At 26.4% G+C, this 13641-nt stretch carries 12 protein-coding genes; all 12 read left to right on the top strand.

Translation table 11 applies throughout. The annotated features are described in order from the left end of the window. Positions 1 to 560: 560 nt before the first annotated feature. Complete coding sequence (locus JK634_RS12505) at positions 561 to 1211, top strand: sugar transferase (RefSeq protein WP_202767974.1); 651 nt, start codon at positions 561 to 563, stop codon at positions 1209 to 1211. Positions 1212 to 1237: 26 nt separating this feature from the next. Next, positions 1238 to 2542 carry a UDP-glucose dehydrogenase family protein gene (locus JK634_RS12500; protein WP_202767973.1) on the top strand — a complete coding sequence of 435 codons (1305 nt, stop codon included), beginning with the start codon at positions 1238 to 1240 and terminating at the stop codon, positions 2540 to 2542. Between the two features lie 9 nt (positions 2543 to 2551). Then, a complete protein-coding gene (gene pssD / locus JK634_RS12495; RefSeq protein WP_202767972.1) occupies positions 2552 to 3004 on the top strand; it encodes a PssD/Cps14F family polysaccharide biosynthesis glycosyltransferase in 453 nt (150 codons plus the stop codon). Continuing rightward, on the top strand, positions 3001 to 3477 hold the full coding sequence (gene pssE, locus JK634_RS12490) for a PssE/Cps14G family polysaccharide biosynthesis glycosyltransferase (protein ID WP_202767971.1): 477 nt from the start codon (positions 3001 to 3003) through the stop codon (positions 3475 to 3477). Before pssD ends, pssE begins: the two co-directional genes overlap by 4 nt. 9 nt (positions 3478 to 3486) lie before the next feature. Next, positions 3487 to 4548 (top strand): glycosyltransferase family 4 protein, encoded by a 1062-nt coding sequence (locus tag JK634_RS12485; protein WP_202767970.1) that lies wholly within the window; start codon positions 3487 to 3489, stop codon positions 4546 to 4548. A gap of 41 nt (positions 4549 to 4589) precedes the next feature. Continuing rightward, complete coding sequence (locus tag JK634_RS20660; RefSeq protein ID WP_202767969.1) at positions 4590 to 5783, top strand: O-antigen ligase family protein; 1194 nt, start codon at positions 4590 to 4592, stop codon at positions 5781 to 5783. A 14-nt stretch (positions 5784 to 5797) separates the two neighbouring features. Beyond that, the gene (locus JK634_RS12475) at positions 5798 to 6739 is read left to right on the top strand and encodes a glycosyltransferase (protein WP_202767968.1); all 942 of its coding nucleotides are present in this window, start codon (positions 5798 to 5800) and stop codon (positions 6737 to 6739) included. Positions 6740 to 6761: 22 nt separating this feature from the next. Continuing rightward, positions 6762 to 7769 (top strand): sulfotransferase family protein, encoded by a 1008-nt coding sequence (locus tag JK634_RS12470; RefSeq protein WP_202767967.1) that lies wholly within the window; start codon positions 6762 to 6764, stop codon positions 7767 to 7769. Positions 7770 to 7807: 38 nt separating this feature from the next. Further along, complete coding sequence (locus JK634_RS12465) at positions 7808 to 8797, top strand: glycosyltransferase family 2 protein (protein ID WP_202767966.1); 990 nt, start codon at positions 7808 to 7810, stop codon at positions 8795 to 8797. A gap of 85 nt (positions 8798 to 8882) precedes the next feature. Continuing rightward, positions 8883 to 10409 (top strand): lipopolysaccharide biosynthesis protein, encoded by a 1527-nt coding sequence (locus JK634_RS12460; RefSeq protein WP_202767965.1) that lies wholly within the window; start codon positions 8883 to 8885, stop codon positions 10407 to 10409. Positions 10410 to 10468: 59 nt separating this feature from the next. Continuing rightward, positions 10469 to 11509, top strand: a complete 1041-nt coding sequence (locus JK634_RS12455) for an acyltransferase family protein (RefSeq protein ID WP_202767964.1) — start codon at positions 10469 to 10471, stop codon at positions 11507 to 11509. Between the two features lie 276 nt (positions 11510 to 11785). Further along, the gene (locus JK634_RS12450) at positions 11786 to 13627 is read left to right on the top strand and encodes a phosphotransferase (RefSeq protein WP_202767963.1); all 1842 of its coding nucleotides are present in this window, start codon (positions 11786 to 11788) and stop codon (positions 13625 to 13627) included. Positions 13628 to 13641 lie beyond the last annotated feature (14 nt).

The following is a 13641-nucleotide window of genomic DNA, read 5'->3' as shown; positions in this document are numbered from 1 at the left end:
AAATTTGTATTGCTCTGATTGTGCAGGAAAATAAAGTAACTAAGGAAATTTAAGAGGCTATGCCATAGGGGATAGTCTCTTTATTTTGCTTTAAAGCACTTATTTTTAACAATAATTTTATATAGTTTTAACATTATAAATATAGTATAATGAATTTAAGTAAATATAATAATATTTTGCCTATATATATATCTATAGACTAAATTTTGAAGAATTATTTGAACAACTTAGGGTTTATTAAAGCTTAGATGAAAAAAATATATAAGTCGAAAAATATTTCTTATTCTACAATAAAATAATGTCGATAATATAAAAAAAAGGTCAATTTGTTATGATTGAAATAGAAATATGATTATGATAGAATATAGAATGTTGTTTAAAAGTAAACAAGTTTTTAATAACTGGTATAAGCTTAAAATAGCAAGTTTACATATAATAAAAAGTTATAAATAATATAGGGAAAACATATTTGTATTATAATCTTAAAAAAAACTAATACACATAAAATGAAATGAATATATCAATAATTAATAATTATTAATTATTCTGGGGGGAATAAAATGCAACTGAATAATATTAGTGAAGATGTTGATAGTAGTGAGAGAAGAATAGGGTATGATATTAGCAAAAGAATATTGGATTTTGTGTGTTCATTTATTGGACTAGTTATATTGAGTCCTATTTTTATTATTGTAGCAATTTTAATAAAATTGGATTCTACAGGTCCAGTGGTATTTTCACAATTGAGAATAGGGAAAAATGGTAAATCATTTAAAATGTATAAGTTTAGAAGCATGGTAGTTGATGCTGAGGAATTGAAAGTGAAATTACTTGAACGTAATGAGATGTCTGGACCTATGTTTAAAATGAAAGAAGATCCTAGAATAACTAGAATAGGTAAGTTTATAAGAAAAACAAGTATCGATGAATTGCCCCAATTGATAAATATTTTAAAAGGTGAGATGAGTTTAGTTGGACCTAGGCCAAGCTTACCGAAGGAAGTAGAAGAATTTGAACCTTGGATGAGAGAAAGATTAGATGTTAAGCCAGGATTAACTTGTTATTGGCAAGTTATGGGACGTAATAGTATTGATTTTAGAAATTGGATGAAACTAGATGTGAAGTATGTAAAAGAAAGAAATTTTTGGTTAGATATTAAACTTATCTGTAAAACATTTTCTGTACTATTAGGGGATGAAAATGCTAGATAGCAGTATTTAGAATGGAGAGAGAATATATGAAAATAGTTGTATCAGGGACAGGGTATGTTGGACTTGTAACTGGAGCGTGTTTGGCTGAAGTAGGCCATAGCGTTACCTGTGTAGATATAAATGAAGAAAAAGTTGAATTAATGAAAAAAGGTGTTTCGCCAATATATGAACCAGGACTAGATGAAATTTTGTTATCAAATTATAAGAAAGGGATACTGAATTTTACCGCGGATTTTGTACAGGCGTATAGTGATGCTGACGTTATATTTATAGGGGTTGGAACCCCTGAAAGAGAAGATGGTTCAGCTAATTTAGAATATTTATATGCTGTAGCAGAACAGATAGCACAAAACATAAAAAAAGATTGTCTTGTTGTAATAAAATCTACAGTACCTGTAGGAACAAATGATTATGTGGAAAAATATATTAGGGAAAATCTTAAAAATGATGTAAATGTAGAAGTTGCATCAAATCCAGAATTTTTATCACAAGGAACGGCAATAAAAGACACATTACAAGCAAGTAGAATTGTTATAGGGGTTGAAAGTAAAAAATCTGAAGAACTTTTAAAGACGATTTATGAAAGATTTAATATACCAATAGTTGTTACAAATAGACGAAGTGCAGAAATGATAAAATACGCGTCAAACGATTTTTTAGCGCTAAAGATTTCGTTTATAAATGAAATAGCAAATGTATGTGAATTAGTAGGAGCAGATATTGAAGATGTGACTAATGGTATGTCATACGATCCGAGAATTGGAAATAAATTCTTAAAAGCAGGTATAGGTTACGGTGGTTCATGTTTCCCTAAAGATACTAAAGCATTGCATTGGTTAGCCGAGGATAATGGTTACGAGATTAAAACTGTTAAGGCAACAATAGAAGTAAATGAAAATCAAAAATTTAGATTGTTTAGGAAAGCGAAAAAAAGATTTAATGGATTTAAAAACATGAAAGTTGCTATATTAGGGGTTACATTTAAACCAGGAACAGATGATTTAAGAGAAGCACCATCAATTCCAAATGTAAAAGCGCTTATCGAAGAAGGGGCAAATGTTTATGTATATGACCCAATTGGCATAAATAATTTTAAAACTAAGGTTTCAGGTAAAATAAATTATTCTGAAGATGTTCAAGAGGTTTTAAAAGATGCTGATGTAGCATTTATATTTACAGAGTGGGATACTATAACCAGTATTTCATTAAAGGAATATAGAGAATTAATGAAAACTCCAGTAATATTTGATGGAAGAAATTGCTATAAGCTTAAAGATGCAGAAGAATCTGGAGTTGAATACTACTCAATTGGACGACGAGATATAGTTTAGAGGTGTGATATGAAAATTTGTTTTACGGCTTCATCTGGTGGACATTTCGAACAATTAATGATGCTTAAGCCTATTATGGATAAAAATGAAAGCTTTGTAATTACTGAAAAAACTCAATATCAACCTTCAAATAGTAAAAATATTTATTATTTGAAACAAGTTAATAGAAAAGAATCTGGATGGGTTTTGAAGTTTATTGCAAACACATATAGAACATTTAAGATATTAAATAAAGAGAATCCTGACGTTGTTATCTCTACTGGCGCATTATCAACTGTTCCAGTATGCTTATTAGGAAAACTTAAAGGGAAAAAAGTGATTTTCATAGAATCGTTTGCAAAAATAAGTACACAAACCTTATCAGGAAAAATTGTATATAAGTTTGCTGATTTATTTATTATTCAATGGGAACAACTTAAAGAGTTCTATCCAAATGCAGTTTATGGAGGCGGTATATATTGATTTTCATATCATTGGGATCACAAAAGTTTCAATTTAATAGATTGTTAGAAGAAGTGGATTTATTAGTTGAAAAAGGAATAATAGAAGATGAAGTATTTGCTCAAATTGGATATTCAGACTATAAACCTAAAAATTACCGGTATAAAGAATTTTTGGATAGAGATGAATTTAATAACTCCATTAATAAAGCAAATATTGTAATTACGCACGGGGGAACTGGAGCGATAATTTCAGCTGTAAAAAAAGAGAAAAAGGTTATAGCAGTTGCTAGACTTAAAAAATACGAAGAACATGTAGATGATCATCAAGTAGAGATAGTTAGTCAATTTAATGAAATGGGACTAATAGAAGGAATTGTTGATATTAAAGATTTAGAAAGAGCAATTAAAGATTTGAATACAAAGACTTATAAAACTTATATATCTAATAATCAAAGAATCATAAATTTAATTGAAGATTTTATAGGTAGTTAGGAGCGAACTATGAATATACTAATGATTGCGCCACATCCTAAAAAAGTGTTAGGTGGGATGTCAACTGTCATAAACAACTACTATTCATCTAATCTAAAAGATAAGGTTAATATAAAGCATATTTCAACTACTATTGGTGGTAATAAATTAACTAAAATGACATATTTTCTGATTTCGCTTTTAAGAGTACTTATAGTATTATTAACTAAAAAAATAGATATTGTTCATATTCATTCTGCTGCTAGAGGAAGCTTTATTAGAAAATCTTATTTTGTAACTTTATCTAAGATTTTTGGTAAAAAGGTAGTTTTTCATATGCATGGAGGTGCATTTCATCAATATTACTTAAATGAATGCGATGATAAAAAGAGAAACTATATATCTAAAATACTAAATAAATGTGATGTTGTAATAGCATTAGGTGATGAATGGAAAGAAAAAATATCTGGATATTGTGATTCGGAGGTAGTAGTTTTACATAATGCTATAGATATACCTGGAACAAATCAATTCTCAAATGATTCAACATATATAACACTTTTAGCAAGGCTAGAAGAAGATAAAGGAACTTTTGATATACTAAAGGTTGTGAAGGAAGTATGTTCAGAGTTTCCATATGTTAAGTTTGTCTTTGCAGGATCAGGGGATGCTAATGTTGTGAAACAAAAAGCTGATGAATTAGGTATTTCACAATACATTAATGTACTTGGGTGGATTGATCATAATAAGAGAGACGAAATTTTGAAAAATACTATTATATATTTGTTACCATCATATTATGAAGGAATGCCTATGTCTATATTAGAAGCTATGAGTTATGGAGTGCCGGTTATATCTACAAATGTAGGAAGTATACCGACAGTAGTTAAAGATTATAAAAACGGATTTATAATTGAACCAGGAAATATAAACGATCTGAAAAAATATATACTATTACTTTTGAACGATGAAAAGTTAAGAAGTGTAATGAGTAATGAAAATTATAGATTAGTAAGTGAAAATTACAATATTGAGAATAATGTAAATAAGTTATTCGAAATATATACTAGATTGATTAAAAGTAGTAACTAACGAAAGCATATAAGTAAATCTTACAAAAGTGGAGGTATATAGTGATTAATTTAATAAAATCCCACAATGAAAAGTTATGTAAATACATAAATTATTTAGAGAGTGCTATACCCCAATATTTATATTGGGCAGTTTTCTTATCATTACCAGTTGTTATGCTAGAAAAGTATGTTCCATTTAATTTTTTAGGGATTTTTATGGTTCTAGTAATAGTCATGAATTTAATATTAAATTATAAATCAAAAAATAATATATATAATTTGATTTTAATAGGTATTGTATTCCTTCAGTTCGTATTTAATCATAAATGGAATACAAACTATAATTCCATAGTAAGATTAATATTTACTTGTGCAATGTTTCAATTGATAACCAATAAAAATATAGTTAATGGGTTTAAAGATTTTACACTAAAAAATATTAAGTACTTGTATATTATTATGAACGCATGCATGTTTTTATTAGTAGTATCAGCTATAGCTGGATTTGGTTTTGAAAAATGGTGGGGAAATGAAAAATACTTTATAGGTACTTTTGACAATCCACATCTATGTGGATATTTCTTAATGTCTATGTTAGCAGTTGTTACTATTATCAGAATGTACTCAGGTAAGTGGTATCTATATATTTACGAAGTTATTATTTTAGTGTTATCTTTCATGACAGGTGCGAGAACACCATTAATTATTATAGCTTTGTTAGGTATCATGAATTTTATATTTGATATTAAAAATAGAATTAAATATTGGAAGATAAATTTAGGATTAATTTTATCTTCAGTAGTTATTTTTGTCCTTACTGGTTTATTTAAACATTTGCCTTTGATTGAAAAGACGATACGAACAAGTACAGCAGGTGGGTTTACTAGTGGCCGAAATGTTTTTTGGCGTTACCTAATAGATTATTATGTTAACAAGTTTACAATATTTGAAAAATTGTTTGGAAGTGGAATGGATATTACTGTATTTATAAATGAGACATATTACAAGATGGCTATATGGGCTCATAATGATTTTATTCAAGTACTTCTTTCATATGGGTTGATAGGAGTATTACTTTATATAGTCATATTATTAAAAAGTATAAAGACAATAAATTTGTGGATATTATCAGGATTTATTTTCTTGGCAGTTTTCAATGGATTATTCAATTATCATTTGTTTATTTTTACGTTGCCATTTTTTACTGTGATAAAAATATTATATAGTGAGAAATACAAGGAAGTTAAGGAATAGCATGGAGGCCACCAATGACACAACCATTAATATCAGTTATAATGAGTACTTATAATGAAGAAAAAAGTTGGTTAATAAAATCTATAGAATCAATTTTAAATCAAACAGAAAGAAATTTTGAATTTATAATAGTGCTAGACAATCCGTTAAACATAGAAATAAAAGATGTTCTTAATTGTTATGCACAAAAAGATCAAAGAATAAAACTTATATATAATGATGTAAATAAAGGATTAATTGAATCCCTGAATTCTGCGTTAGCAATAGCAACTGGGGAATATATTGCTAGAATGGATGCAGATGACATAAGTTTAGAAAATAGATTTGAGAAGCAAATAAAGTTTTTACTTAACAATCCAAAAGTGGATTTGGTAGGGAGTCAAATAGAGTTTATAGATGAAAATGAAAATATAATAAATAAAAAAAGTAATGTTTATACTAATAAGTATAACTTGAAAGTGATGCTAAATTACTGTAATCCGATGGCACATCCAACTTGGATGTTTAAAAGAAGCATACTTAAGCAATTGGGAAACTACAGAGAAGTTAAGTATGCAGAAGATTATGATTTTATAACAAGAGTCGTGACCAATGGTTATAATATAGATAATTTAGATGATAAGTTGTTATTATATAGATTAAGAGATAATGGAATATCTATTTCAAATTCTTTCAAGCAATCAAAGGCGGCTTACTATGTTAAGAAGATGTATAAAAAAAGACTTAATAATGAGGATGACAAATTAATATACGTAAAACTGAAGGATTTAATATCATCAGAAGTTGGAGCAGAACGATATTATATGTCTAAAAGCTTAAAGAATAAGGCTAAAGGATCTAAGTTTCTAAAGGCTTTTTATTGTGGTATAGCTATCGTATTAAGCCTATATTCAAGGGATGAATTAATTAAAAGGGTGAAAAGAACGCTTTATATAAAAAGAATGAATCAAAAGTGATGTGCTTACATTGGAGGAGTATATGGGGAAAAAAATAATAACATGTGCTAGTTTTGGTGGAACTGGTTCCTCAGCGATAACAGATTTGTTAAAGGAATTTAATAAAACAGTTTCATTAGGTAGTTATGAATTTTCAATTGCACATGAAATAGATGGAATTTCAGATTTGGAACATTTTCTTGTAAATGATAATCATAGATTGAAAGTTGATGAAGCTATATTTAGATTTAAGAAATTACTAAAGATAGTAAGTAAGCAGTATTCTGAGTTTATTAGTAATTTTGATGAAATATCTGAGAAATACTTAGATGGGTTAATTGAAATTAGTTGGGAAGGTTATTGGCATAGGCATATGAATAGATATAGTTCAATGTCTCGTTTTTTATTGTTCAGTTTACCTGCAAAAGTCCAAAGAAATATTTATAAATATTTCTTAAAGAAAAGTGGGTATGAGTATATTCCTTACTATAAAAGATCAACTATGTATTATTCTAATCCTGATAATTTTTATGAATTGACGAAAGAATATTTTAATGACATATTGAACAATTTAAAAGACGAAAGCAGTAAAAAAGCAGAATATATAGTAATGGATCAGTTAGTACCACCAACAAATACAGACAGATATTTAAATTATTTTGAGGATATTAAGATAATATGTGTTGATAGAGATCCAAGAGATTTATATACATTAAATAAAAAGTATTGGAAAGAAGGGTGGATACCTTCTGAGGATGTTAATGTCTTTATACAATGGTTTAAAAGTCTTAGAAAGAATGTAGAAAGTAATGATTCTGACTTTGTTTTAAGAATTAAATTTGAAGATTTAATTTATAATTATGATGAAGCAATTAATACTATATATAAATTTACCAGCTTGAATTCGGAAGAACATAAAGATAAATTTAAGTATTTTAACCCAGAAATTTCAATAAAAAATACGCAAGTTTGGAAAAAACATAGCGATCTAGAAAATGATATAAAATTAATAGAAGATCAATTAATGGAATTTTGCTATAAATTTAGTTAACTACAACAATGAAATAATAAATATTTTAGGAGATTTAGATGTTAGTTAGTGTTATTATACCAGCATATAATATTGAAAATTATATAGGGAGATGTATAGATTCAGTTTTAAATCAGACATATGAAAATATTGAAATATTGATTATAAATGATGGATCTACAGATAATACTTCAAAAGTAGTTAAACAAAGAACTAGCGAGAAAATAAGATTGATTGAACAAGACAATCAAGGAGTTAGTGCTGCAAGGAATAATGGGATTAACTATTCAAAAGGAGAAATTATTTTATTTTTAGATGCAGATGATAGAATTAAACCTAATTATATTGAAATGGCTGTAAAAAAGATAAATGATGAAAAGTGCGATATATGTTTTTGTGGATGGGAAGTCTACGATGAAGATGATTATCTGGAGACTACTTATAGTAAAGACGGATTTGTTTTTTTAGAGAAACCAGTTTCAGGTATTGAGGCTTGTAGATTAAAGGTAGAGAAATATATATGGATATGTCAAGGAACATGCCTATATAGAAAAGATTTGTTAGTAAATAATAATCTGACATATTCATTTGGATATGCATATGGTGAAGATATGGAGTTTATAAATAAAGCTTTGTTAAATTCAGAGAAGGTATGTAGTATTGCTTATAATGGATTTGAAAATCTGAATAGGAATGGATCAGCAATTAATTCAGACTTCAATGAACATTTTTTAGATGCACTTTACTTAAATAGAAACTTTTATGACTACGTAGAAAAAAAGGAAATTTTTAAGAAGAGTGATATAGATAGCTTGCTAATAAGTATAGATAACGATTATAACAACATAATGTTAGGTATCTATAAAAGAATACTAAAAAATTCAACTATCGCTAAATTTAATGAGATTGTTAAAAATAAAAAATTAAAGTTAATTAATTTAAATTCAAAGTATACACTAAGAACTATTAATTTTAAATGGAAGATAAAATATAATGTATTTATTGCAAATAGTAGTTTAGGAGCAATCGTTCTAAAATATTTTATATGAAGATAAAATTATGCCTATTAGATTAATTTGAAATTTATATAAGTAATATTATTCAAAAGTATTATTTATAATAGGAGATAGAGTAATGAGAACACAAAAGGCATTTAAAAATATGATATATAATGGACTTTTCTTTGTGTTAGTATCAATAATAACATTCTTTACAAAGAAAATGTTTATTTCATCACTTGGAAACAATACCAACGGGTTAAATTCTTTGTTTAGTAGTATTATGAGTTTTTTGAATCTAGCTGAACTAGGCGTTGGTGGGTCAGTTATATACGCATTGTACAAGCCGATACAGGAAAAAAATTATAGCTTAATTAAGGGGATAATTAGTTTTTATAAAAAAATGTATACTTATTCTGGTGTAGCAGTAATCCTATTAGGATTTGCAGTTACGCCTTTTATAAATATTTTTATTAAAGATCAAATGGATATTTCTAAAGTTCAAGTATATTTTTTAATATATTTATTAAATACATCATTAAGCTATTTTTTTACATATAAACTACCAATTTTATATGTAAACCAAGAAAATTACGTTATTTCAAAATATGATAGTTCAATAAAAGTAATAAAAAATATAGTACAAATAGGAATACTTTATATATTTAGATCATATGTAATATTTTTAGTAATTGAAACTCTGTTTAATATTACTTATTATTTTATAATCAACAAAGTTATAAATAAAAGATATAAAGTGATTTTTGACGCCACAGGAAGTATTGACATTGCAACTAAAAAAGATCTTTTTAAGAATATTAAAGCTTTATCATTACACAAGATTGGAGGGTTTGTAGTATTCGGAACAGATTCTATGTTGATGTCATATTTTGCAAACTTAAATATTTTAGGTTTGTATAATAATTATCTAATGGTTATAACTTTTTTTAACTCTCTTATAGCAAAATTATTTGAAGGACTTGTAGCGAGTATAGGAAATTTAATTGTAAGTACAAATAATGAAAAGACAAAAGATGTTTTTAATAAGGTTTACTTTTTTAATTTTTGTCTTGTTAGCTTTTGTCTAGTCTGTATATATAATACGATCAATAAGTTCGTAATTATATGGCTAGGTAAGGATTTTATATTAGATAGGAATATAGTAACATTAATGCTTATTAATTTTTATATTTTAAATATGAGACCATCTATTGATAGATTTAAAGAAGCTGCTGGTATATATCATAATGATAGATTTTTTCCTTTAATTGAAGCAGCAATAAACTTTGTTGCTTGTATTATACTAGGAAGGTATTTAGGTATTGCGGGAATAATACTAGGAACAATAATAAGTAGTTTGACAGTAATATTTTGGATAAGGCCAATATTAGTATACAAACTTGTATTTAAGTCAAATGCATTAGAATATTATATAAATTATGCCAAATATTTATTTATTTCATTAGCCATGCTATTTTCATCTAATTACATAACAAGTTTTATTAATTTGAAATCAAATTTTTTAACATTTGTAGTTACAGGAATTTTCTCAGCTATATATGTGAATTTGATATTTATAATATTATTTAGAAAAACAGATGAATATTCCTATTTTAAGAATTTTATATTAAATAAAATTGGAATAAGTTCAAAAAGAAAATAGGTATTATTTTTAATTGAATATATAAAAAGTATTACTAGGGAGCCATATATGGAGGGAATATGCCAAAGACATCGTACGAAATATATACACTATTATTTATAGTAACAACGATATTCTCTTTTAGGAAAACTGATGGGGGAGCGTTAGAAATTAATCCGAGCCTATCTAATGAAATAAAAGGCTTAGGAATTTTCTTGGTTTTAGCAGGACATTTATCTAGAAATGTAGGAATACATAATATGTTTGTTAATCAACTAGGAGCTCAAGGCGTTGTACTTTTCTTATTTATATCGGGTTTTGGACTTACAAAGTCATATAAAAAAAATGGTATTGATTTAAACTATATCAAAAAAAGATTTCATACTGTACTTCTTCCGTTCAGCATAGTTACATCAATGTGGATACTAATAAACATATTTATTAAAGGGAAACAGTACTCGGTAACATTTATATTTCTATCAGTTTTGGGAATAGAACCTACTAAATTAATAGACACTACTATGTGGTATATAGAATTTATTATTTTATGGTATATTGCATTTGGTATAATATTTAAGTTTAAAATACCTAAGTACATAAAGCTAAGTTTATTATTTGTAGTTTCTATAGGCTTCTATTTAACGAAATATAATAATCCTTTTGATAATATGAAATATCAATTTCATGTTCATGCATTTATATTTCCATTAGGTGTTTTTTGGGGATTTTATAGTAAAAAGATTATAGATTTCTTGAAATCAAAGAAAATTTTAAACATAATAATGAGTCTACAATTTTTAGTGTGTATAATTTTAGTTTTAGTTACTTATAACTATTTGAAAAACAGCGACACAGCGTACATAATTTATAATCTAACCGTGGGAATGATATTTATAATGACATTGGTATTTATTAGCTATTGCGGCTATAAATCTAATTTTTTAATTAAGATTGGGGCAATATCATATTTTGTTTATCTATTTGAAGGTGTTTTTAGAGAAGAATATTCATATTTTAAGTATTTTAATGGAAAAGTATCGCTGACATTTTATTTACTAACTGTAATAGTTCTAAGTATTATATATGATTTTATTATGAAAAAAGTGAAACTAAAAAAATAAATTGAATATGTGTATTTTAAAAAAGGCGTGAAATATATCTATTTAAGAAGTATTTCACGTTTTTATTTTTAATTATTACTCAAGTATTATTAGTAATTTAATAGATTCAAAACATAAAAGTGCATTTTTAATTGTTAGGGATTAAACAGTAAAATTTCATAAATATTTAAGTTTAATTATTTATCTACAAAAAAATGTAAAAAAGCACTTGAATTGTTAATGAAAATAATGCATAATCAATAGTGAGGTTCAAAAAATGAACAAAGAGGTGTAGGAATGGATAATACAATTTTTAGAATATTAGAATGCATTAATAATGAAAGAACATTAAAGCAAAGAGATATTTCAAAAGTTCTTGATATTTCTTTAGGGAAAGTAAATATGTTGCTTAATGAATTAGAGAAGAGTAATCATATTAGTATTGTTAAAGATGGAAAAGAATATACATATAAACTTACTACATTAGGTATAAATGAACTAGAAAATTACCTAAGCCATCAAAAAGATAAAAAATTAAATATTCAGCATAAAAAAGAAAAAAATATCATTAAGAAAGCAATAATATTAGCTGCAGGTGAGAAAAAAAACTTTGAGAAACCAGTATGTTTAATGGATTTAGAAGATAACAAGATAATAGATAGAACAATAAATATTTTAAGAAACTTAGGAATTGAGGAATTTATAATAGTTGCAGGCTATCAAAAAGAGTATTTTGATGAATTTGAAGGAAATAGTAGCTTTAAAATAGTTGAAAATGATAAATACAAGTGGACAGGTAGTATGCACTCATTAATGATGGCAAAAGAATATATAAACGAAGATTTTCTTTTGATTGAAGATGATTTAATAATTGAAGAGAGAGCATTACAAGAACTACTTGATAATGAAAAAAGGGATTGTATGCTTATAACTAATGAAAGTGGTAGCGGAGATGAAGCATTTGTTCAGATAAAAGAAGAACATGTATTTAAACTTTCAAAAGATATGCGTATGTTTAATAGAATAGATGGAGAAATGCTTGGAGCGCTTAAGATTTCTATTGATGTTTATGAAAAAATGCTAAATGAAATGAAGTCAAATATGAATCCATATATCAATTATGAATATGTACTTATGGATGTAGCAAGAAATTATAATATAGGATATGCAAAGGTTAATGATATAGTTTGGACAGATATTGATAAGATAAATGATTATGAAAACTTAATTAAGAGAATATATCCACTTATAGCTAGAAAAGAACTAGAGTTTAAGGAAAAAAACATAAAAGAATGCATAAGAGAAGCTATGAATGTAGAAGAAAGTGATATTACAAATATATCTCCTATTGGAGGCATGACAAATAGAAATTATAAAGTAAGTGTAAAAAATGAGGATTATGTTTTAAGGATGGCGGGTAAAGGTACTGAAGAAATGATAAATAGAATTGATGAAAAAAATAACTCATCCTTGGCTGCAGATTTAGGTATTGACTCAAAGTTAATCTATCATAATCCTGATACAGGAGTTAAAATATCAAAATATATAGAGAATGCAGATACTTTAACAGCTATGACAGCAAAGAAAGAAGCTAATATGGAACTTGTTATTGGATTATTAAAAAAATTGCATTACTCAGAAATACCTATAAAAAATGTGTTTGATCCTTATGTGTTGATTGAAAAATATGAGGATTTAGGAAAGAAGTATAAAGGGGCTTTTTATGAAGGCTATGATGAAGTAAAACAAAAAGTATTGATACTTAAAGAAATATTAATAGAAAATGATGTAGAATTAAAACCATGTCATAACGATACGTTACCAGATAATTTTGTAAAAAGTAATTCTAAAATGTATCTAATAGATTGGGAATATTCAGGATTAAATGATCCAATGTGGGACTTGGCTGCACATAGTTTAGAATCAGGTTTTAATGAGAATGAAGAAGAGTTGTTTTTAAGACTTTATTTTGACGGTGAACCAAAAGAGAAATATAGAAAAAGAATTTTAATAAATAAGATTCTTCAAGATTTTTTATGGTCAATTTGGACAATTATAAAAGAAGCCAAAGGTGATAACTTTGGATCATATGGAATAGATAGATTTAATAGAGCAAAAGAAAATTTAACAAGAATATAGAGAAAGGAAAATAA

Source organism: Clostridium paridis (genome assembly GCF_016765615.1).
Lineage (GTDB): Bacteria > Bacillota > Clostridia > Clostridiales > Clostridiaceae > Clostridium_T > Clostridium_T paridis.
This window is presented reverse-complemented; position numbering and strand designations above follow the sequence as displayed.

What these genes read in the sequence shown, in the direction of transcription:
- JK634_RS12505 (WP_202767974.1), top strand. Translation starts at nt 561, where the DNA reads ATGCAACTGAATAATATTAGTGAAGATGTTGATAGTAGTGAGAGAAGA.
- JK634_RS12500 (WP_202767973.1), top strand. Translation starts at nt 1,238, where the DNA reads ATGAAAATAGTTGTATCAGGGACAGGGTATGTTGGACTTGTAACTGGA.
- pssD (WP_202767972.1), top strand. Translation starts at nt 2,552, where the DNA reads ATGAAAATTTGTTTTACGGCTTCATCTGGTGGACATTTCGAACAATTA.
- JK634_RS12485 (WP_202767970.1), top strand. Translation starts at nt 3,487, where the DNA reads ATGAATATACTAATGATTGCGCCACATCCTAAAAAAGTGTTAGGTGGG.
- JK634_RS12475 (WP_202767968.1), top strand. Translation starts at nt 5,798, where the DNA reads ATGACACAACCATTAATATCAGTTATAATGAGTACTTATAATGAAGAA.
- JK634_RS12470 (WP_202767967.1), top strand. Translation starts at nt 6,762, where the DNA reads ATGGGGAAAAAAATAATAACATGTGCTAGTTTTGGTGGAACTGGTTCC.
- JK634_RS12465 (WP_202767966.1), top strand. Translation starts at nt 7,808, where the DNA reads ATGTTAGTTAGTGTTATTATACCAGCATATAATATTGAAAATTATATA.
- JK634_RS12460 (WP_202767965.1), top strand. Translation starts at nt 8,883, where the DNA reads ATGAGAACACAAAAGGCATTTAAAAATATGATATATAATGGACTTTTC.
- JK634_RS12455 (WP_202767964.1), top strand. Translation starts at nt 10,469, where the DNA reads ATGCCAAAGACATCGTACGAAATATATACACTATTATTTATAGTAACA.
- JK634_RS12450 (WP_202767963.1), top strand. Translation starts at nt 11,786, where the DNA reads ATGGATAATACAATTTTTAGAATATTAGAATGCATTAATAATGAAAGA.